The sequence below is a fragment of the Limnospira sp. genome, assembly GCF_051859755.1.
In the GTDB taxonomy this organism is placed as follows: domain Bacteria; phylum Cyanobacteriota; class Cyanobacteriia; order Cyanobacteriales; family Microcoleaceae; genus Limnospira; species Limnospira fusiformis.
In genome coordinates, this window is sequence record NZ_JBIMLI010000003.1 from 41,659 (window position 1) to 62,091 (window position 20,433).

Genomic DNA, 20,433 nt, shown 5'->3' on the forward strand with positions numbered 1-20,433 from the left:
CGAACCTGTAGCGGAGTCGGAACCCGAACCTGTAGCGGAGTCAGAACCCGAACCTGTAGCGGAGTCAGAACCCGAACCTGTAGCGGAGTCAGAAGGGGAAGACGAAAAGAGTCAGAGTAAGATTTTCGGGATACAAGCAGGGGAAATATCAGCACCGGGTCGAAGTTTGTGGACTCTGAACCCAGAAGCGGATATCCGAACTTTAGGGGGACATTCTAACTCTGTGCGATCGGTTGCTTTCAGTGGAGATGGTAAAATGTTAGCCAGTGCGAGTGCTGACAAAACCGTTAAACTTTGGAACCTGAGTAATGGAGAAGAGATCCGCACATTTGAGGGACACAGATCAGGAGTTAATGCGGTTGCTTTCAGTCCCGACGGTCAAATTATAGCTAGTGGTAGCCAAGATAAAACCATCAAACTTTGGGATATTAATACAGGAGAAGAAATCCAATCCTTAGCGGGTCATAAAATGGCAGTTAATGCTATTGCTTTTGCGCCGAATGGTGAAATTATCGCCAGTGGCGGTGGTGATAAAACCGTGAAATTATGGAGCCGCGAAACTGGTTTAGAAACGCTCAATATATCAGGACACAGATTAGCTATAACTGCCTTATCCATCAGTCCTAATAGTGAAATTATCGCCAGTGGTAGTGGAGATAAAACCATTAAACTATGGCAGGTAAAAACAGGGGAGGAAATTTTGACTATTGAGGGTGGTAAAACGGCGATTAATGCTCTGATGTTTAGTCCAGATGGCAAAATTTTAATTGCTGGAATTGATGATAAAACGGTGAAAGTTTGGCAATGGGAAACGCAGACAGAAATCCGCACTATTTCCGGTTATAGTTGGCAAGTAGGAGCGATCGCCATTAGTCCCGATGGACAAAATCTAGCTAGTGGTAGTGAAGACAATCAGATCAAAATTTGGTGTATCTAAGATTTACAAAATGTTAAAAGATTAACCCAATCCAGGGAATATCTACTAAAATGGAGTAGAGAGTTTCCAGTATAATAGCAGGCGGCAGATTCATGGCTGAACTAACCTTAGAGTGGGCAGAAGAGGGAAGGTTGAATAGCGCCAGTATTCGAGCCAACCAACCCAGCAAACATCCGGGAGTTTTCCGTATAGGTAGAGATGGGAGTCGCTGTGATTTAGTGTGCGTGGATCAGACGGTATCCGGTCTACATATCGAAATTTTTTTTAGTCCAGAGAATCACCAATTTTATCTACGATCGCTACGGGAAAGTAACCCGCCAATTGTAGATGGTAAATTGCTACCTGTGGGTGAGGAACCCCTAAATAATGGCAGCCATATTCAGTTAGGAAATATAGATTTTAAAGTCACAGCGATCGCCGCTGGAACCCAGCCAGTGTCGGGAGGGTTAGAACTACCGCCACCACCACCGGAACCGCCACCACCGCCGCCAGTTTCTCCGGTTAAGAAAGCATTACCCTGGTTGGGTGGAGTGGTATTAATGATCGGCTTGGGATGGGGAGGATTTTGGGTGTATAAATGGCAGGCTGCTGCACCGATCAGAAATGCGATCGCGGAGGCGGAACAAGCACTAGACCAGGGAGCTAGTTATCATCAACAGGGTAATATGGTAGCATCCCAGGAGTCTTATGAGACTTGTAAAACGGCATTAACCATAGAACCGACAACTACCGGGATGACACCTGTATTAAAATCCGAGTTAACAAGACTGTTAAAAAGTTGTGAGGATGGTCATGCGGCGGTGTTAATGAAACAGGCGAATAGTTTAGCGGAAGCGGGTTCTTGGCGGGGTGCGATCGATATGGCTTTACAGGTTCCCGAAAATACTTCTTCCTACTCAGAAGCGCAAAATTTCTTTAAGCAAGCATCTCAACGGATGGAGGAATTAGCGCAGGAACAATATCGCCAAGGTAATTATCAGCAGGCGGTAAAAATTGCTGAAGCTATCCCCGAAACGAGTCCCAACGCCGCCAGAGTTAAGCAAGAACTTTCCCAATGGGAGCAGGAGTGGAATCGGAATGAGAATTACCTAGAAAATGCGAGACAGGCGTTGAACCGAGAGGCTTGGAGGGAGGCGATCGCAGAAACGGAAAGGGTAGCATTATTGGGGGAATCACCGCGACAAGATAGCGAATATTGGAAACAAAAAGTGCAACCAATTATCGATCGCGCTAATGATCAGAAACGGGAGGAAGAAAGACGCATTGCGGAACAACAGCGCCAAGAAAGGCTGAATGCGGAAGCAGCAGAAGCGAGGAGACTAGCGGAAGCCGCCAAGCGAGAAGCAGAAGCCGCCAAGCGAGAAGCAGAAGCCGCCAAGCAAGAAGCGCAACGACAAACCAATCAGCCACAGCCACAGCCAGAGCCACAGCCACAGCCACAGCCGCAGCCACAGCCACAGCCGCAGCCACAGCCACAGCCAGAACAAACCAATCAGCCACAGCCAGAACAAACCAATCAGCCACCCGCAACCACGGGAGATGTTCCACCACCTCCAGCAACACCATCAGCAATTCCTGAGCAGGTAGAAGGTCCTCTGCTGTGGTAATAGGCTAAATTAAAGTTAAGTTTTGGGGATTCGATTATGTCTTTAAAAACTGATAAAATCGCGACTAGAATACAGGAAATTCACAGATTTTTGGGGTTGAGAAGTGACCGAGACCCGGCTTATCTGGAAATTGCCCAAACCCTGGAACAGCTAGAGTCTGAGTTAAACAGCGGAAAACTGAGAGGTAAAATTGTTAGTAGTTCCCCGGAGATAGGCGAGAGTTTTGACAATCTATTAAGCGATCGCCCTAATTTGTTAGAATCCTATGAATGGGAAACTCAGGTAATCAGCCAAACCCAACCCCAGTTATCTCCAGAATTAATTATTGTTGATGGATTAAGCGGGTCAGAAATCCAGCGTTATCCTCTTTCGGAACATGAGATTATCCAAGTGGGTCGCCATCGTAGTTGTCGGGTAAAAATTCCCAATGAGTATCATTTAATTAGTAACAAACACGCGGAAATTAAACCCATTGTTAACGGTAATATTCGCGGCTGGGAAATTAACGATCTGAACAGTACCAATGGCAGTTTTATTAATAATACGCCGCTAGACAATCATCATTTATTAACTGCTGATGAGTCGATTTTTTTGGGTTCTGCAATACCAATTACAGGCTGTATTGCTTTACATCTACAAGCATCACAGCCAGTTAATTCATCAATCAGCAATGGAGCCAGCGCCAAGGCGTTAACTGATGCGGATATACTATATATAATCATTGATGAGGAACAGCATATAGAGAGTCATAAGTCGGCAATTCAGCAAGCAATTAAAAACCAAATAGAGCATATATTTGTAATTTTAGACTGTCAAAAATTTGAGGATATATATAACAGTTTAAATACCGAATATCCTGGCGTTGAGGTAATCGATTTGCCAGGAGATTTGGCAGCATATAATCCCGGAGATATTGAAGCAGAAGTGAAGCAGAAACTAGATAAACATTATGATTTTTTAGAAAAACTGGCAGCCAATCAGGGAGAAAAATTATTATTAAAACGCTTCAGCCAAAATATTCTTGAAAAACTAGAGGCGATCGAACAGGTTTTAGAACGAGAAATTGAGGCAGTTAAACAGAGTTGTCAACAAATGGAAGCACAGCTTAGTCTTTTACAGGCTAATGATTTAAAAGATGATATGAAAAAGGCTTTAAAAAAAGCTGGAGATGAGAAAGATAAGTTTTTCCGAATGCTTAAAAATGACCTCAATCAATCAAAAAATAATTTATTAGATGAGTTTCGGAAAAGTAGTTTATTCTATAAAATTCAGCAGTTTACTGATGATTTAAAATCCAGCGGAGTCCAGCGGGGCGCATATTTATATGTCCGACTACAAGCAGGAGATAATCCTAATGCTACGGGTCACTATCTGCACTTAAAAGCCATTCATGTTTGTCAAACAGAGTTGATCAAATGGTCTTCTGAAGAATGGCAAAGAATTGGTAATTTTTATGGCGGTGATGGTTTAAATGGGCTGCTAAAACGTATCTATGATATCCTGAACTTTGTGCCTAATTTATCATGGTCGGAATCCCTATTTCACCCCCCAGAAGATATAGATTTTAGAAGCATATTACAGGCTTCTGTGATTGAACCAACTTTTGAGAGTCGATATAAACAACCGAGTTTGTTCGGTTATTTATTTAAAAATCTGAAAGGTCAGGTAATATCTGGCGTGGGAACTATTATGCTGATGGGTAGTTTATTTATTCCAGCGGGTGGGGATGTCAAAGGTAGGATAGTGGCGATCTTGTTACCTATTTTTATGGTGACTACGCTGATATCTTATCATCAAGATAAAACCGCGAAAATTCAAGATAATACTGAAAAACTCAAGAAAGATATGAATAGCTATTATCAATCTTTCATTAAAAATATCAGCAATAATATTGTCCAAAATATGGGCTATGCTTTAGAACAGGAGGAAAGAAGAATTAGAGATGATTTAGAGGCGGTTAATGAGTGCTATAATGCTTATTTACTAAATAGCGAAAAACATCAGTTAGAGTTGCGGATGCAAAAAGACCAATATCAATCTAGCCAACGGAATTTGGAAAAAGATTTCGCGGAAGTGCAAAAATTCAAGAGACTTTAGTTATTAATCAGGGGATATTTTGACACCTAAGCGAGTTAAGTCTAACGCATAACCCCCAGTAACTAAATAAACGGAATCAGCATGAGTCCCCAGCAGTCGGACTAAACCCCCTAGCCGATCGCGAAAAAGGCGGCCCAAGGGATAAGGGGGAACCAACCCCCAACCGACTTCCTCAGCCACTAAAATCACGGGTCCAGTGACGGTTAATAAAACCTGTAATAACTCCGTAACCGCCTGTTCCCATTGTGATTCTTCCCAGTCCAATAAATTAGCCAACCAAGTCCCCAGAGAATCTACTAAAATACAATTATCCGCCGTTGCCACAGATGCTAAAGTAGTTGATAATGTGATGGGAACCTCTAAAGTTGTCCAATCGGAAGGGCGACGATCGCGATGTTTTTGAATGCGATCGCACCATTCGCGATCGTCATCATCAAAACCAGATGTGGCTATATAAATCACCGACTTGCGGTAATTTCTAGCGTAATTTTCCGCCCAATTTTCCGCCCACTCACTTTTACCCGATCGCACCGGACCAGTTACTAAAATTAATCTTCCCGTATCAGTCATCCCAATTTTTTGCTAATTGTCAACAGTTACCAAAACCACAGGTCAGCCACCCATGTCTAAATGGAAACTAACAACCGAATTTACATTCGATAGCGCCCACTATATCAAAGATTACAACGGCCCCTGTGGTCGCCTCCACGGACACACCTATAAAGTCCGAGTAGAAGCCACATCAAACCAACTGCACGGATCCGAATTTTGTCCCCACCCGGTGATGGTTGCCGATTTCCGCAGCCTGCGATGGGCCAAGAAAGATGTCAGCAAAGGCGGACTTGATCACGGTCTTCTCAATGAAATATTACCCCCCAACTACGAAACCACCGCCGAAATGATTGCCAAATTTATCTATGATGAAACCAAAAAGCGAGTCCCAGAGGGAGTACAGCTAAAAGTCATGGTTTCCGAAACAGCCAATTCCTGGGTTGAGTATGAAGACGAAACCTGATTTATAATAGGGACAGACCTTGGTTTGAGCAAATGAAAGTTCAATTTAATATTATCCGGCAAACTGCTTCAAGCGCGCCGCAAGTGCAAAGTTATCAGCTAGATGTTGATCCAGCTACTACTATTTTAGATAGTCTAAATCGGATCAAATGGGAACTTGACGGCACTTTAGCCTTTCGCAAAAACTGCCGAAATACCATCTGCGGTAGTTGTTCAATGAGGATTAATGGTCGCGCCGCCCTAGCTTGTAAAGAAAATGTGGCCAGTGAAGTCAAACGCCTACAAGACATTGCTGCTGCTAATTCAAGTTATACAGGCGGCGATGAGATTCCTGTATTAACCATTGCGCCCATGGGTAATATGCCTGTAATCAAAGACCTAGTGGTGGATATGACCCAATTCTGGGATAACCTGGAAGCGGTGGAACCTTATGTTAGTACACAGGCGCGTAAAATTCCTGAGCGGGAGTTTCTCCAGACTCCCGAAGAAAGGGAAAGTTTGAATCAAAATGGCAATTGTATCCTCTGTGGCGCTTGTTATTCTGAATGCAATGCCAAAGAGGTTAACCCGGCTTTTGTCGGTCCTCACGCCCTGGCTAAGGCTCAGAGAATGGTTGCTGATTCTCGTGACGCACGCACTGAGGAACGTTTAGAACAGTATAACCAGGATATTCAGGGAGTTTGGGGCTGTACCCGTTGCTACAACTGCAATACAGTTTGTCCGATGGAGGTGGCTCCTATGGACCAAATTGGTAAGATTAAGCATGAAATATTAGAACGTAAGCAGCCATCTGATAGTCGTCCTGTGCGCCACCGTAAGGTTATGGTTGAACTGGTGAAGCAAGGGGGATGGGTTGATGAGCGTAAATTTGGCTTAATGGTTGTGGGTAACTACTTACGAGATGTCCGAGGTATTCTCAGTATTGGTCCTTTGGGTGTTCGGATGCTTTTACGGGGTAAGTTTCCGTTTGGTTTTGAACCTTCTGAGGGAACTAAAACAGTGCGATCGCTCATTGAGTCTGTCCAAAGTTTGGAGAAGGAAAAGCCATAATTTCCCTGAACAATTAGCAGATTAAGTTAGCAGATTAAGCTACTAGGGTGGGTTGAGCAGTCTCGCATAACCCGCCCTTACTGTTTCTAGAAAATATTGAGTAATTAACTATGAGTGCATTAGTTTATCAAGGTGATTGCCTTAATATCATCAGCACTTGGGAGAAAGATAGCATTGATTTAATCTATCTTGACCCGCCATTTTTTTCGCAAAAAACCCATAAATTAACAACTAGAGATAGCCGCAAAGAGTTTTCTTTTCAAGATTTGTGGTCTTCTCATCAAGAATATGGGAATTTTATCTATCAACGTTTGCAAGAAATGTGGCGAATTTTGTCGCCATCTGGGTCTATTTTTGTTCATTGCGATCGCCATGCTTCACACCTGATTAGATTGTTGTTGGATGATGTTTTTAGTCCGCAAATGTTTCGCTCTGAAATTATTTGGCACTATAAACGCTGGTCTAATTCCCAGAAAGCCTTGCTACCAGCACATCAAACTATTTTTTACTATACCAAATCTGATGATTATACATTTAATTTTATTTATGGCGAATATTCGGAAACTACCAACGTAGATCAAATTCTCCAGCGCCGAAAACGAGATGAATATGGCAAGTCTATTTATGACAAAGACCTAGATGGTAATATTATCCCTAGTGGCGGTAAGAAAGGGGTTCCTCTTAGTGATGTTTGGGAAATACCCTATTTGAATCCTAAAGCTAAAGAAAGGGTCGGTTATCCTACCCAAAAACCGCTGCTTTTACTGGAACAAATTATTAAGATAGCTACCAATGAAGGTGATTTGATTTTAGATCCTTTCTGTGGTAGCGGTACCACTTTGGTGGCGGCTAGTTTACTCGGACGAAATTCTGTGGGAATTGATATATCTACTGATGCTGTCGAATTAACTAAAAAACGTTTGAGTGACCCGATTAAAACTAATTCTAATCTACTCACTAAAGGTCGCGATTCTTACAAAAATGTTGATGAAAGTGTGTTAGGACTACTATGGGGATTAGATTTTGCTGTGGTTCACAGAAATAAAGGAATTGATGCAATTCTTAGGTCTGATGTTAATGGTTGTCCTATTCCGGTTAGGGTTCAACGTAATCATGAGACTATAGTTGAGGCGGCTAACTATCTCTATAACGCCTCAAAAAATAAGAATGCTTTAGTTATGTTTTTGATTGCGATAAATGAAGGGGGCTATTTTTCGGATTTGGTCAGTTTACCCCCAGGTGTTAGGGTTATTAATGCGCCTGGATTATCCATCCTCAATTCATTAAGCCAATTAGATGATTGACCATTCATCTAGTTACCCAACCACCTCCCCGGTTAATTAACCCCAAAAATGGGTTAAATCTCTAGGGTTATTTGACTCAAAAATTAACTATTTTCTGTGGCTTTAGCTAGACGGTTAGCTAAATCGATGATATCCTCTCGACGCGCGATCGCCTTGACCCACTCGGAAGGTATTTGTTCAAAACCATAATAAATCCCTGCTAGACCTCCTGTAACCGCGCCAGTCGTATCGGTATCAGAACCTAAATTAACTGCTGTTAGGACAGCTTCAGCATAGGAAGAAGTCTTTAATAGACACCACAGAGATGCTTCTAAGGTATGAACTACATAACCATCAGAGGCGATCGCATTTTCCGGTAAACTTTTAATTTCACCAGTCCACACTCGTTTCAACTCTGATAATTCAGACTTAAAGGGTGGTTTAGTATAAATAGCTTTAACCGCTTTAAGTCCTTCAATATAGGCGGTTTTAATATCCATACCCTGTAATAAACCCACAGCAATACTAATGTAAATACCACAAGCCATTTGCGATCGCGGATGACCATGGGTAAGGCGAGAACAGTCGTGAACCCGTTTAATTAATTCGGGAAATTCCAGGGAATTATAACCATAAGCCAAAGGTAAAATTCGCATTAACGAGCCATTCCCATTATCACGAATATCTGTTCCTCCTGCTGCTATAGGTTCCACCCCTTCACGCAATCTACTAATCGCCCTGTAAGTAGTCCCACCAATATCAAACGCATTACCATAAGGTGTCCAGTAACCCTCATACATCCACTTACAAAAAGCCTTAGCTATCTCATGCAAATTATAGCCATTACAGAGACTTTCAGCCAAACAAAAAGTCAGAGAACTATCATCAGACCAAGTTCCTGCGGGTTGATGGTAAGTACCATAGCCGACCATAGTTGTTATCGGTTTTTCTTGACAATCACTGCGGCTATTAAATTCTACCGGAACTCCCAGAGCATCGCCTACACAGACTCCCATTAAACCAGACAAAACTGGAGAATATTGCATTATTTTACCTCAATTGACTTGCTAACTTTTTGCCTCAAATTTGCCAATTCTTCGGAAATTTCAAGGGTCGGGAAAATCGGATGATCAAACCTACGATATTCTGGGGGAAGACTGGCAACCGAGGCGGCGGTGCGTTCAGCAATGGCGGCTAAAGGCTCTGGCTGATTGACCAGTTTTCCGTCTTTCATGACCAATTGCAATAAGCCGATAGATGATGGATTAATACTCTCGCTTTCGTCCATTAAACAGAGGCGATCGCCTTTCATTTTACCCCCTTCCATGAGCCGATAAATTTGCTTACGTCCCGGATAAGTCACCTTACTACTAGACTCTTTCATCACCGGAATACCATCAATTTCTACCAGCTTATAAACTCCATTAACCGGAGTTCCACTCACCAGTTTAGTCCCAATTCCGTAGCCATTAATAGGAGCCTCAGCCCCTTTTAAACGAGCAATTTCTACCTCGTCAATATCCCCACTAGCAAAAATTTCCACCTCTGGTAATAGCGATCGCACTTGTTTAGATAATTCTACCATATCTCCAGAGTCTAATCTTACCCCCTGCACCTGAATTTTTCCAGCTTTGACCTGTTCAGCTAACCGTTGTGCTGCTTTCACCGTGTCATAGGTATCAATTAACAAAGGTGCGCCGGGGAAATAATGGTGAAAAGCCTCAAAAGCCGCATCTTCATTTTCATCAATAGCAGCGATCGCCATTACCAAAGCATGAGCCATTGTTCCCCTTGGTTTTCTACCTAATTTCAAAGCCGCCAACACATTAGAAGTACCATCAAAACCCGCCCCCAAAGCCGCCCGCGCCGCCCACAAAGATGCTTGGGGACTAAAAGCCCGCCGAGTTCCAAACTCCAATAATTTCGCATCAGGTCCCGCTGCATCGCGCATTCTGGCTGCTTTGGTAGCAATTAAAGTTTGATAATTTATGGTATTTAAAAGGTAAGTTTCTACAATTTGAGCTTGCCATAAAGGAGCCTCAATTCGCAAGATTGGTTCATTCGCAAATACCGCCGTACCTTCCGGGACAGCCCACACATTCCCGCTAAATTTGGCTTCGGCTAACACCGACCAAAAGCGATTATTAACATGGCTGAAAATTCCCAATGATTGCAGTTGTTCAATTTGAGATGAGTTAAACTTGAGGTTTGCCAAATAGTCTAATGCCTGGGTTAAACCCATAGCTATTAAGTAACCAAAGTGATCCGGTAACTTTCTGGTGAACAGTTCAAAACTGGCGGGTTTATTCTCAATTCCTTCCCCCACATAACAGGCTGTCATTGTTAATTGATACAGATCTGTTAGTAAGCTATACTCATCAGGACTTAAAGACATAGCACGGTCTTCTGATGCAAAGTCCATGGGTTAGATACCTTGATATATATACTGTCTTTTCTAATTATATAGCCATTGGCGATGTACATCTAAACTTCCCTCGCCCTATCTGACTATTTGAGACAGAGGTTGGGGTGAAGGCGACGGATATCATGTAGGCGCGGGTTCTGCCCCCCTCTCCGACGGGGTTGTTAATTACATATACAACCCATAAGATTAGTCAATTCCTTATCTGGGATCAAGGAAATTTACGGTACATATAATCAATGCCATAACTAGCCCATATAAGGTTAAACATTAATTAAGATATGGTTAATTTTGGCTAAATTCCTGGTCAGAGCATTAAACCATGATAGACTGATAAATGGAGACTAGCATCTACAGAAGGTTAACCGCAAAACATCGTACAATGAGTTAGGTTGAAAAAATTAGTCATGAACGTTTGTATTGAAGATTGCACCCCTCGGTCTGCATCGGTGTTTTCACGTAGCAATTTGCGCTTAGAGTCTACCCTACAAGAATTGTCTCTGTATGACTTTCAAGTAGATCTAGATCAAGTGGGAATGGTGTTGGCGAAAATGTTTGAAACTAACCCCACTATCCCCGGAGTTATTTTAAACCATGATAGCCAGTTTATTGGCATGATTTCCCGGCGGCGTTTTTTGGAGCATCTCAGTCGTCCTTATGGTCGGGAACTGTTTTTACCTAGGTCTATTCGAGCCCTCTATAAATTGTCTCAGGTGGAGTTATTAATACTTCCCGGAGATACTCTGATAGTTGATGCAGCACGGCTGGCTATTATGCGATCGCCTGAACAAATTTATGAGCCAATTATTGTGCAAATTTCCGAGACTGATTATCGGCTATTAGATACCCAACAACTATTGATTTTTCAGTCTTTTATTCATCAACTAGCCACCGAATTATTACAAGAACAAACCCAGTCCCAATTAATGCAAACTGAAAAGTTAGCAAGTCTAGGTCAAATGGTCGCGGGAGTGGCTCACGAAATCCGTAATCCTGTAGGCTGCATTGTCGGAAATACTCACTGTTTAACTCAGTATTATGAAGATATTATGCAGTTAATTAACGCCTACGAACAGGAATTAATTACTCCCCGACCAAGTATTGAAGAGTTAAAAGAAGATATTGATTGGGAATTCCTCAAAAATGATGGCTTGCAAATGCTCAAAAGTATTCAAGTTTCTTCTGAACAGTTGAAGCACCTAGTCAACAGTTTACGCACCTTTTCCCACATGGAGAATAAACAAAGGCGGGAGACAGATATTCATGAATGTTTAGACAGTACCCTAATTATTCTAAAAAACCGCCTAAAAGTTGGGATTGATGTCATTAAAAGCTATGGGAATTTACCCAAGTTTTTGGGTTATTCTGGGCTGCTTAGTCAAGTATTTATGAATCTGTTGGCTAATGCGATCGATGCTTTAGAAGAAACCGCCAATCATAGCCATAATACTGCCAAAATCTGGATTTCCACCCATGTAGCGGATAGTTGTCCTTCCCAATTGCGATCGCTCATAATTCCCCCAAAAAATAACCCAGAATATCCCCAAAATACAGAATCATCAGAAGACCCATTAACACCGAATAGCCAATATATTGTGATTCGGATTACCGACAATGGCCCTGGTATCCCCAAAGAAATCCAAAACCGGATTTTCGATAACTTTTTCACTACCAAGTCCGCCGAAAAAGGTACAGGTTTAGGACTAGCAATTAGTCATCAAATTATTTACGAGAAACATGGTGGTTGTTTGCATCTCCTTTCCACCCCCGGTATCGGCACCGAATTTGAGATAGTCTTACCTTTGATTTAGGAGTATGATATAATCCGGTAAGTACCCCACCCACATACATCTAAGTAAGTATTAGGTACAAACAGCAATGGCGGTAAAGACTAAGCCAATTTCCCTATCAGCCTCATTAACCAGACTAGACTTGCGGTTGATTTTCCCACAACCGGGAAAACTTAACTTAAAATAGCAGTATGGGAAATTAATCAGCAAAGACTAAGCCAATTTCCCTATCAGCCTCATTAACCAGACTAGACTTGCGGTTGATTTTCCCACAACCGGGAAAACTTAACTTAAAATAGCAGTGTGGGAAATTAATCAGCCGATAGATAGGAAGCCGTCAATATGCGAAGACGACAATTTTTAACTTTTGGCGCTCAATTGTGCGCCGCCACGATCGCCACATTAGGAAGCTACGGTTGGATCGCCAGAAGTGCCGCCACCACCCCTAACCCCAAAAGGTTAATCGTCCTATTTTTGCGGGGAGGAATTGACGGATTAAATGTAGTTGTCCCCTATGGCGACAGTGACTATTATCAGGCTAGACCAGCGATCGCCATTCCCCGACCCCAACAGGAGGGAGGCGCAATTAAGCTAGACCAACACTTTGGCTTACACCCCAGCCTAAACTCCCTGCTTCCGCTATGGAACCAAGGAAGTTTAGCTTTTGTTCACGCCTGCGGTTCTCCTGACCCCACCCGGTCTCACTTTGAGGCTCAACACTATATGGAAGTGGGTACACCAGGAAATAAAAGAACCCCCGACGGTTGGATGAACCGCCTACTGGGCTTGTTACCAGGACAAAACCCCGTAGATGCGGTGAGTGTCGGTCAGTCGATATCTGCCATTCTATCAGGTTCTCAGCCAGTTAGCAATATCTCCCTAGGTCGCAATGCCTCCCGCCAAATGCCCATAGATCGCGATCAGGTGCGAGCCACCTTTGACCGACTCTATGCCAATAATGACCCCCTCAGCGTGGCTTATCAGGAAGGTAGAAGCGCCCGCGATCAACTCATTAGGGAATTAGAGGCGGAAATGGTCGCCGCGAATAATGGTGCGCCTCTACCTGCTGGTTTAGCTGGGAATGCTCAACAATTAGCGACTTTGGTAGTGCGTGACCCACAGATTAGATTAGCATTTCTCGATGTTGGGGGATGGGATACCCATGTTAACCAGGGTTCAAGTCGGGGGTTAATGGCGAACCGTCTGGAAAGGTTAGGGGAGGGCTTGGTGGCGCTAGTGGATAGGCTGGGTTCCGTTTATAGCAATACCACTATTGTGGTGATGTCAGAATTTGGTCGCACAGTGCGAGAAAATGGCAATGGCGGCACTGATCACGGACGTGGTAATGTTTTATGGGTTTTGGGTGGTTCCGTGCGTGGTGGTCGCGTTTATGGGAGTTGGCCAGGTTTGTCTGACTCCGAGTTATACGAGGGACGGGATCTGGCTGTGACGACGGATTTTCGAGATGTGATTAGCCCGATTTTAACTTCTCAGTTTGGGTTAACTGCTTCTCAGTTAGGGCAGGTATTTCCAGGATACCGCCCCACTGGCAACTTTTCGGAGATTGTTTAATTGATGGAGGTTGTCCGGTTTGGGGTGTTCCCGGTCAGCCAACTTATTAACTATCCATCATCAATTGATTAATTGGGCATAATATCTCATGGGATTAACAGCAGAAAATCATGGTAAAATCAAACGAGTTGCCATTGTGGGTGGCACTCATGGCAATGAATGGACGGGAGTTTATTTGATTAAGAAATTTGAGCGATCGCCTGAATTATTGCGGCGTTCTAATTTTGAGACTTTCACACTATTAGCTAATCCCCGCGCCTGGGAAATTAATCGTCGCTATGTTGATCGTGATTTAAACCGCTGTTTTCGGCGGGAAGATTTAGAACATCCCAATTCTGATATTTATGAAATTCAGCGATCGCAATGGATAGCCAGCCAGTGGGGACCCCAAAGCCCATCTCCTGTTGATACCATCATTGATTTACACAGCAGCACCGCCCACATGGGATTAACCTTAATTTGGGTAAAAAATAATGCTTTTAATCGCCAAGTTACCGCCTATTTAAAAAGCATTTTTCCCGAAATAAATATCTACAGTTGGATCGAATCTGAATCGGAACCGGCAAACCCCTCCCTCAAATCTTTGTCTAATTACGGATTTTCCATCGAAGTCGGACCCATTGCGCCAGGGATGTTAGATGCGGCATTATTTCTGAAAGCGGAAAAGGTGATTTATGCGATTTTAGACTACATAGAAAAGTATAATCGGGGGGAGATTATCCACAGCGATCGCACTCTCACCATATACCAGTTTATCAAACAGATAGACTATCCCCGCACGGCGACGGGGGAACTCGCCGCCATGATTCACCCACAACTACAGGGGAGGGATTATCAACAGCTAAACCCGGGCGATCCGATGTTTTTACAGTTTGACGGAACCACCATTTATTACCAGGGAGAAACCCCCGTCTGGCCGATTTTTATCAATGAGGCAGCCTACTACGAAAAAGCGATCGCCATGATTTTCACCGAACCCCAAACCTTAATAATTAATAATTAATAATTAATAATTGTCGGGGTGGGTTCCGCTGTCAATTTTCTGCCCATGAGAAACCCGGTTTATTTGAGAAACCGGGTTTCTTGACCACGGCGATAATTATTCATTGTCGGGGCGCGCCTCCCACCCTTTATCATGAGAAACCCGGTTTATTTGAGAAACCGGGTTTCTTGACCACGGCGATAATTATTCATTGTCGGGGTGGGTTCCGCCGTCAATTTTCTGCCCATGAGAAACCCGGTTTCTTTGAGAAACCGGGTTTCTTGACCTCTGTGCCGTTCACCCGATAGGTGATCCCTCTGACTCACCCTACGAGGATGATAATTATTAATTATTAATTATTAATTATTAATTGTCGGGGTCGATTCGCATCAGGGGTTGTCCATATTCCACAGGTGCGCCATTAGCTACCAAAATTTCCATAACTTGACCAGAAACCTCAGCCTCAATTTCATTCATCAGCTTCATGGCTTCGATGATACAGACAGTTTGACCGTTAGTGACTCGATCGCCATTATCCACAAATGGCGGCTCATCAGGAGCCGGAGAACGGTAAAAAGTTCCCACCATGGGGGATGTTACCTCTACCCATTTAGCGTCAACCGGACTAGAGACCTTTCCTGTGGCGGCAGTAGTCTGGGTGCTGGTGGCGGTTGATTCTGATAAGCGATCGCCAGTAGAAACCGTCCCTGGAGGCGACACCAACTCCGCACTAGGAAACCCACCACTGAGGGCGACATCAACAGAAGATAGAGGGCGATCGATAGAACTGCCACCTTTGCGTACCATCAACTCAAAATCACTACTTTTGAGCGTCAGTTCGGAAATATTAGTTTTATCGATGTCAGCCAGCAGTTCTCGAAGCTGGTTGAGATCTAGTTGCACAGTTGGTATATCTCCCTAAAAATAACATTGTCGAAAATTATGGGCGATCGCCCATATCATGTTACCCAGAAATTTGGTTAACACTGGAAGCATTAATCGCGACCCTGATAACTATCGTTGCGGGTATCGATGCGAATACGCTCACCCACAGAAATAAACAGAGGAACCATCACAGTTGCGCCTGTTTGTAGGGTAGCTGGTTTCGTGCCACCCGTCGCGGTATCGCCTTTAACTCCTGGATCTGTTTCCGTCACTTCTAGGCTAACGGAGTTGGGAAGTTCCACCTCTAGCACTTGGTCATTCCAGTAGAGTACATTAACTTCCATACCTTCGATCAGGTATTTAACCCCATTACCAATCTGATCAGGAGTTAGGTGAGCTTCCTCGAAGGTGTCCATGTCCATGAACACATAATCATCACCATCTTTATAGGTATGTTGCATGGTCTTTTTCTCCAGGTTCGCCTGGGGAACTGTCTCCCCAGCCCGGAATGTCCGTTCCATGACGTTACCCGTCTGTGCGTTTTTTAGTTTGGTGCGGACAAAGGCGGAACCCTTTCCTGGCTTAACGTGGAGGAATTCTACCACCCGCCACACAGTTCCGTCTAATTCAATACTGACACCTGTGCGAAAGTCGTTACTCGAAATCATGGGAGCATCTTCACCTGGGCTGAACAATCGGCATTTATTTTACCCTAATCGGTGCTTTATGATGGGGTTCGGTGAGAGTTCTTAACAATTCTGCTAAAATCGGGGAAATTTCCCGCAAGTCCTGAAAACTCCCCCTAGCTATGCCAGATTTTGTCCTTGATGTCAAAAACCTACAGGTTCAGTTTAAATCTGACCAGAGAATCACGCGCGCGGTCGATCAGATTTCCTTTCAGGTCAAACCCGGACAGACCCTAGGAATTGTTGGGGAGTCCGGGTCAGGAAAATCTGTCACGTCTTTAGCAATTATGGGGTTGCTGTCCCCGGCTACATCTCAAGTGGGGGGAGAAATCTGGTTTCGGCCAGGAAACCCCCAGGCGGATGAAGCTGATCACAACAATGATAGCACAGAAGGAGCGATCGATTTACTACAACTGCCAGAATCTCAAAAGCAGCAATTTCGCGGCGGTGAAATCTCTATGATATTTCAGGAACCGATGAGTTCCCTCAACCCGGTTTATACGATTGGTTTTCAACTGATAGAAGCTATCCGACAGCATCAGGATATTACCCCCCGTGAAGGATTATGGAAAGCGACGAGTTTATTGCAGGAAGTCAAACTGTTACCTAGTGATGAGCAAATCCTCAAGCAACTACAGTTAGAAACTCCCCCGAATCATGATGATATTAATAACCCACCCTCACAGCGGGAGTGGCAAACTCGGATAAATGACCAAAAACGAGCATTTCTCGATCGCTATCCTCACGAACTCTCTGGGGGGCAACTGCAACGGGTAATGATTGCGATGGCTATTTCCTGCAATCCCACATTATTGATTGCTGATGAACCGACGACGGCTTTGGATGTGACAGTACAAGCGACTATTTTAGACCTGCTGCGAGAATTACGCGATCGCCGAGGAATGTCGATAATTTTCATTACCCACGATTTCGGAGTTATTGCCGAAATTGCCGATACAGTCGCGGTGATGTATCAGGGTAAAATCGTGGAATTAAACCCGATTCATCAACTGTTTAATAACCCCCAACATCCCTACACCAAGGGATTGCTGGCTTGTCGTCCCACATTGGAAACCCGACGGGGGGCAAAACTGCCCACGATTGCGGATTTTATGGAAGTTGTCAGCACGGAATCTGGCACAAAAATTAGAGGCATTGACTCTCAGGAAAACCTCGCTAATGAGACGCGGGAGACAGCCGAGAAGGTTCCCAGCAACCCGGATAATTCGCCGTTGTTATCGGTGCAAAATTTGCGAGTAGGATTTAAAATTCCTGGGGTGTTAGGAGGTACTCAAAGACTATTTATGGCAGTTGATGATGTGTCTTTTGATGTATTCCCCGGAGAAACATTAGGATTGGTGGGAGAGTCTGGCTGCGGGAAAAGTACCCTATCTAGGGCGATTTTACAACTGATTCTCCCCCATAGCGGTCGGGTGATTTTTGCTGGGGAAGATATTACAAATTATCAGCCTTCTGGTCCTTGGATTAATCGTTTAAAAGACTATCGCCAACGCCGGGAATTTCAGCAAAAAATGAAGTGGGTGCGGCGGGAGATGCAAATTGTGTTCCAAGACCCGTTTAGTTCCCTTGACCCCCGTTTAACCATTGGGGATGCGGTGATGGAACCCCTGTTAATTCACTCGGTCGGGAACTATAAACAAAGGCGCGATCGCACTGCTTATTTATTAGAAAGAGTCGGACTGAACCCGGATTTTATGAGACGCTATCCCCACGAGTTTTCGGGAGGACAAAGACAACGGATTTGTATTGCTAGGTCTCTGGCTTTAAACCCCAAATTTATCATCTGTGACGAGTCGGTGTCAGCTTTGGATGTTTCTGTACAAGCCCAGGTGTTAAACCTGCTGAGGGAGCTACAAAGGGAGTTTGAGCTAACATATATCTTTATCTCCCATGATTTGAGTGTGGTTAAATTTATGAGCGATCGCATTGTAGTCATGAACCAAGGCAAAATCGAGGAAATCGGAGACTCAGAGGAGATTTATCGCCATCCTCAACAGGAATATACCCGCCGACTAATCGCCTCTATTCCCACCGGAGATATCCAACGAGTTGCCAGTTAACTATCATCTTCGATAACTAACCCCAATAAATAGATTGAACCCGGAACTTTAGTCCTCAATGAAACTCATACTTTATAGTAAACCTGGCTGTCATTTGTGCGAAAACCTCCAGGAGAAACTGGAAGAAATTCAAGCAGATAGCAATAGTCCCTGTCAGTTTGACCTGGAAGTTAGGGACATCACCACCCGACCCGACTGGTATGCACTCTATCAATACGAAGTCCCAGTCCTGTATAAATGTGGCGATCGCAGCCTGACCGAAGAACCCATCCCCAGACCATCTCCCCGTATTTCCGCCTACCAGTTGGAACAAATCCTACAAAAATATTGGTAAAACATTAGATTAACAATAATCATCAAATTGGCAGAAGTTTGACCCGTGAAACTCAAAGATTTACTCAACCCCAACTTACTACCCCCAGAGTATCACCCCGCCTTAGACATGGAAATCACAGGCTTGGCGACTAACTCCCACGCCTGTAAGCCAGGGGATCTGTTTTTAGGAATGCCGGGAACAAGAGTTGATGGAGGGGATTTTTGGCCAAGTGCGATCGCCTCCGGTGCGGTAGCCGCCATAGTTTCCCAGTCCGCAGCCAGCAATACCCCACCAGAGACAGACTCTGATACCATTCCCTGTGTCATTCCCGCCGCCGACATGACCACAGCCTGCGCTGAGATAGCCACAGCATTTTATAACCATCCCGCCCAAACCCTCAAATTAGTGGGGGTGACCGGAACCAATGGCAAAACCACCACCACTCACCTGATCGAATTTCTCCTCAGCAACCTTGACCAACCTACAGCCTTACTGGGAACCCTTTACACCCGTTGGCCGGGGTTTCAAGAAGTCGCTGTTCATACTACCCCCTTTGCGGTGGAACTTCAACACCAATTAGCTGACGCAGTAGGTGCAGGCTGCCAATTTGGGGTCATGGAAGTTAGCTCCCATGCTTTACACCAGGGCCGGGTTTTGGGGTGTCCGTTTCGGGTGGCAGTATTTACTAATTTGACTCAGGACCACCTAGACTATCATCCCACCATGGATGATTACTTTGAGGCGAAAGCGTTGCTATTTAGTGATGATTATCTCCAGGGTAAGGCGATTATTAATGCTGATGATGACTATGGTAAAAAGTTGATGGCACGGTTGGGGAGCGATCGCTTTTGGAGTTATAGCGTCAGTGACCCCAGCGCCGATATATGGGCAGATAGCCTCGTTTATCAACCCACAGGTATTAAGGGAGTTCTCCATACCCCCATGGGATCGGCTTCATTTTCCCTACCCTTAGTCGGTCAATATAACCTCTCTAACCTATTGGCAGCCCTGGGGGCGGGTTTAGCCCTCGGTTTGGATTTGTCGGCTATGGTGGACTCTCTACCAGCCTTTGGCGGCGTTCCTGGTCGCATGGAAAGGGTCCAGCTTTCCCCAGAGCAGGATATTACGGTCATTGTTGATTATGCCCATACTCCTGATAGTTTGGAAAATCTACTGAAAGCCTCCCGTCCGTTTATTCCCGGTCGGATGATTTGCGTGTTTGGGTGTGGGGGCGATCGCGATCGCACTAAACGCCCGAAAATGGGTAAAATTGCGGCAGATTTATCCGATTTAGCCGTAGTCACATCCGATAATCCCCGCACCGAAGATCCTGACCGCATTTTGCAAGATATTCTCGCGGGAATTCCGGCTGATGTTAAACCTATAGTAATTGGCGATCGGGCTAAAGCTATTCGCACCGCTATCGACGAGGCTCAACCCGGCGATGGTGTCTTAATTGCTGGGAAAGGTCACGAAGATTATCAAATTATTGGCACGGAAAAAGTGCATTTTGATGACCGCGAACAAGCGCGAGATGCCTTAACAAATAAGTATTCTTAACTTGATTTCTGGTGCGTCAGTCTTCCCCCCTCATATATTCATGATGATTCAGGATTTCTGACACACCCTACAAATTTCTGGTGCGTCAGTCTTCCCCCCTCATATATTCATGATGATTCAGGATTTCTGACACACCCTACAAATTTCTGGT

General features: G+C 44.3%; 19 protein-coding genes. 12 read left to right on the forward strand and 7 right to left on the reverse strand.

Going from position 1 to position 20,433, the window contains the following annotated elements; translation table 11 throughout:
- The 3 genes from ACTIE0_RS01065 to ACTIE0_RS01075 all read left to right on the forward strand — a co-directional run.
- Positions 1 to 937 (forward strand): WD40 domain-containing protein (locus tag ACTIE0_RS01065; protein WP_488193799.1); only part of this gene is annotated, 937 nt, incomplete at its 5' end.
- A 92-nt stretch (positions 938 to 1,029) separates the two neighbouring features.
- Positions 1,030 to 2,544, forward strand: a complete 1,515-nt coding sequence (locus ACTIE0_RS01070; RefSeq protein WP_006624991.1) for an FHA domain-containing protein — start codon at positions 1,030 to 1,032, stop codon at positions 2,542 to 2,544.
- 36 nt (positions 2,545 to 2,580) lie between these two features.
- Positions 2,581 to 4,641 (forward strand): FHA domain-containing protein, encoded by a 2,061-nt coding sequence (locus ACTIE0_RS01075; RefSeq protein WP_006624990.1) that lies wholly within the window; start codon positions 2,581 to 2,583, stop codon positions 4,639 to 4,641.
- 3 nt (positions 4,642 to 4,644) lie between these two features.
- On the opposite strand, the gene cobU is transcribed toward ACTIE0_RS01075, so the two are convergent.
- A complete protein-coding gene (gene cobU, locus ACTIE0_RS01080; RefSeq protein WP_006624989.1) occupies positions 4,645 to 5,211 on the reverse strand; it encodes a bifunctional adenosylcobinamide kinase/adenosylcobinamide-phosphate guanylyltransferase in 567 nt (188 codons plus the stop codon).
- 52 nt (positions 5,212 to 5,263) lie between these two features.
- On the opposite strand from cobU, the gene ACTIE0_RS01085 reads away from it, so the two are divergent.
- The 3 genes from ACTIE0_RS01085 to ACTIE0_RS01095 all read left to right on the forward strand — a co-directional run bounded on the left by ACTIE0_RS01085 (position 5,264) and on the right by ACTIE0_RS01095 (position 8,009).
- Positions 5,264 to 5,656 (forward strand): 6-pyruvoyl trahydropterin synthase family protein, encoded by a 393-nt coding sequence (locus tag ACTIE0_RS01085; protein ID WP_006670643.1) that lies wholly within the window; start codon positions 5,264 to 5,266, stop codon positions 5,654 to 5,656.
- Positions 5,657 to 5,688: 32 nt separating this feature from the next.
- On the forward strand, positions 5,689 to 6,705 hold the full coding sequence (locus ACTIE0_RS01090) for a succinate dehydrogenase/fumarate reductase iron-sulfur subunit (RefSeq protein WP_006624987.1): 1,017 nt from the start codon (positions 5,689 to 5,691) through the stop codon (positions 6,703 to 6,705).
- Between the two features lie 110 nt (positions 6,706 to 6,815).
- Positions 6,816 to 8,009: a DNA-methyltransferase gene (locus ACTIE0_RS01095; RefSeq protein WP_006624986.1), complete on the forward strand. Its 1,194-nt coding sequence runs from the start codon at positions 6,816 to 6,818 to the stop codon at positions 8,007 to 8,009.
- 83 nt (positions 8,010 to 8,092) lie between these two features.
- Here ACTIE0_RS01095 and ACTIE0_RS01100 read toward each other — a convergent pair whose 3' ends face one another.
- A complete protein-coding gene (locus ACTIE0_RS01100; protein ID WP_006670642.1) occupies positions 8,093 to 9,034 on the reverse strand; it encodes an ADP-ribosylglycohydrolase family protein in 942 nt (313 codons plus the stop codon).
- Positions 9,034 to 10,410, reverse strand: coding sequence for a nicotinate phosphoribosyltransferase (locus tag ACTIE0_RS01105; protein ID WP_006624984.1), 1,377 nt, complete (start codon positions 10,408 to 10,410; stop codon positions 9,034 to 9,036). The genes ACTIE0_RS01100 and ACTIE0_RS01105 overlap by 1 nt, the downstream gene beginning before the upstream one ends.
- A 407-nt stretch (positions 10,411 to 10,817) precedes the next feature.
- On the opposite strand from ACTIE0_RS01105, the gene ACTIE0_RS01110 reads away from it, so the two are divergent.
- On the forward strand, positions 10,818 to 12,221 hold the full coding sequence (locus ACTIE0_RS01110) for a sensor histidine kinase (RefSeq protein ID WP_006670641.1): 1,404 nt from the start codon (positions 10,818 to 10,820) through the stop codon (positions 12,219 to 12,221).
- Positions 12,222 to 12,272: 51 nt separating this feature from the next.
- Here the strand turns inward: ACTIE0_RS01110 and ACTIE0_RS01115 are convergent, their stop codons facing one another.
- Positions 12,273 to 12,410: a hypothetical protein gene (locus ACTIE0_RS01115; RefSeq protein WP_187757688.1), complete on the reverse strand. Its 138-nt coding sequence runs from the start codon at positions 12,408 to 12,410 to the stop codon at positions 12,273 to 12,275.
- Positions 12,411 to 12,542: 132 nt separating this feature from the next.
- Between ACTIE0_RS01115 and ACTIE0_RS01120 the strand changes: the two genes are divergently transcribed.
- Both ACTIE0_RS01120 and ACTIE0_RS01125 read left to right on the forward strand, forming a co-directional pair.
- Positions 12,543 to 13,772 (forward strand): DUF1501 domain-containing protein, encoded by a 1,230-nt coding sequence (locus ACTIE0_RS01120; protein WP_006670640.1) that lies wholly within the window; start codon positions 12,543 to 12,545, stop codon positions 13,770 to 13,772.
- A gap of 88 nt (positions 13,773 to 13,860) precedes the next feature.
- Positions 13,861 to 14,775 carry an aspartoacylase gene (locus tag ACTIE0_RS01125; RefSeq protein WP_006624981.1) on the forward strand — a complete coding sequence of 305 codons (915 nt, stop codon included), beginning with the start codon at positions 13,861 to 13,863 and terminating at the stop codon, positions 14,773 to 14,775.
- A 146-nt stretch (positions 14,776 to 14,921) separates the two neighbouring features.
- Here ACTIE0_RS01125 and ACTIE0_RS01130 read toward each other — a convergent pair whose 3' ends face one another.
- The 3 genes from ACTIE0_RS01130 to efp form a co-directional block, all read right to left on the reverse strand.
- Positions 14,922 to 15,080 carry a hypothetical protein gene (locus tag ACTIE0_RS01130; protein WP_006624979.1) on the reverse strand — a complete coding sequence of 53 codons (159 nt, stop codon included), beginning with the start codon at positions 15,078 to 15,080 and terminating at the stop codon, positions 14,922 to 14,924.
- Between the two features lie 40 nt (positions 15,081 to 15,120).
- Complete coding sequence (gene accB / locus ACTIE0_RS01135) at positions 15,121 to 15,657, reverse strand: acetyl-CoA carboxylase biotin carboxyl carrier protein (RefSeq protein ID WP_006624978.1); 537 nt, start codon at positions 15,655 to 15,657, stop codon at positions 15,121 to 15,123.
- A 92-nt stretch (positions 15,658 to 15,749) separates the two neighbouring features.
- The gene (gene efp, locus ACTIE0_RS01140; protein ID WP_006619604.1) at positions 15,750 to 16,307 is read right to left on the reverse strand and encodes an elongation factor P; all 558 of its coding nucleotides are present in this window, start codon (positions 16,305 to 16,307) and stop codon (positions 15,750 to 15,752) included.
- A 140-nt stretch (positions 16,308 to 16,447) separates the two neighbouring features.
- On the opposite strand from efp, the gene ACTIE0_RS01145 reads away from it, so the two are divergent.
- The 3 genes from ACTIE0_RS01145 to ACTIE0_RS01155 are packed head-to-tail and all read left to right on the forward strand — an operon-like array spanning position 16,448 to position 20,282.
- Complete coding sequence (locus ACTIE0_RS01145) at positions 16,448 to 18,406, forward strand: ABC transporter ATP-binding protein (protein WP_006624976.1); 1,959 nt, start codon at positions 16,448 to 16,450, stop codon at positions 18,404 to 18,406.
- A gap of 58 nt (positions 18,407 to 18,464) precedes the next feature.
- Complete coding sequence (locus ACTIE0_RS01150; RefSeq protein WP_006624975.1) at positions 18,465 to 18,740, forward strand: glutaredoxin family protein; 276 nt, start codon at positions 18,465 to 18,467, stop codon at positions 18,738 to 18,740.
- Positions 18,741 to 18,785: 45 nt separating this feature from the next.
- Positions 18,786 to 20,282, forward strand: a complete 1,497-nt coding sequence (locus ACTIE0_RS01155; protein WP_006624974.1) for a UDP-N-acetylmuramoyl-L-alanyl-D-glutamate--2,6-diaminopimelate ligase — start codon at positions 18,786 to 18,788, stop codon at positions 20,280 to 20,282.
- Positions 20,283 to 20,433: the final 151 nt, after the last annotated feature.

Excerpts from the sequence above, each read along its gene's own strand:
- ACTIE0_RS01070 (WP_006624991.1), top strand. The coding sequence starts at position 1,030 with ATGGCTGAACTAACCTTAGAGTGGGCAGAAGAGGGAAGGTTGAATAGC.
- ACTIE0_RS01075 (WP_006624990.1), top strand. The coding sequence starts at position 2,581 with ATGTCTTTAAAAACTGATAAAATCGCGACTAGAATACAGGAAATTCAC.
- cobU (WP_006624989.1), bottom strand. The coding sequence starts at position 5,211 with ATGACTGATACGGGAAGATTAATTTTAGTAACTGGTCCGGTGCGATCG.
- ACTIE0_RS01085 (WP_006670643.1), top strand. The coding sequence starts at position 5,264 with ATGTCTAAATGGAAACTAACAACCGAATTTACATTCGATAGCGCCCAC.
- ACTIE0_RS01090 (WP_006624987.1), top strand. The coding sequence starts at position 5,689 with ATGAAAGTTCAATTTAATATTATCCGGCAAACTGCTTCAAGCGCGCCG.
- ACTIE0_RS01095 (WP_006624986.1), top strand. The coding sequence starts at position 6,816 with ATGAGTGCATTAGTTTATCAAGGTGATTGCCTTAATATCATCAGCACT.
- ACTIE0_RS01100 (WP_006670642.1), bottom strand. The coding sequence starts at position 9,034 with ATGCAATATTCTCCAGTTTTGTCTGGTTTAATGGGAGTCTGTGTAGGC.
- ACTIE0_RS01105 (WP_006624984.1), bottom strand. The coding sequence starts at position 10,410 with ATGGACTTTGCATCAGAAGACCGTGCTATGTCTTTAAGTCCTGATGAG.
- ACTIE0_RS01110 (WP_006670641.1), top strand. The coding sequence starts at position 10,818 with ATGAACGTTTGTATTGAAGATTGCACCCCTCGGTCTGCATCGGTGTTT.
- ACTIE0_RS01120 (WP_006670640.1), top strand. The coding sequence starts at position 12,543 with ATGCGAAGACGACAATTTTTAACTTTTGGCGCTCAATTGTGCGCCGCC.
- ACTIE0_RS01125 (WP_006624981.1), top strand. The coding sequence starts at position 13,861 with ATGGGATTAACAGCAGAAAATCATGGTAAAATCAAACGAGTTGCCATT.
- efp (WP_006619604.1), bottom strand. The coding sequence starts at position 16,307 with ATGATTTCGAGTAACGACTTTCGCACAGGTGTCAGTATTGAATTAGAC.
- ACTIE0_RS01145 (WP_006624976.1), top strand. The coding sequence starts at position 16,448 with ATGCCAGATTTTGTCCTTGATGTCAAAAACCTACAGGTTCAGTTTAAA.
- ACTIE0_RS01150 (WP_006624975.1), top strand. The coding sequence starts at position 18,465 with ATGAAACTCATACTTTATAGTAAACCTGGCTGTCATTTGTGCGAAAAC.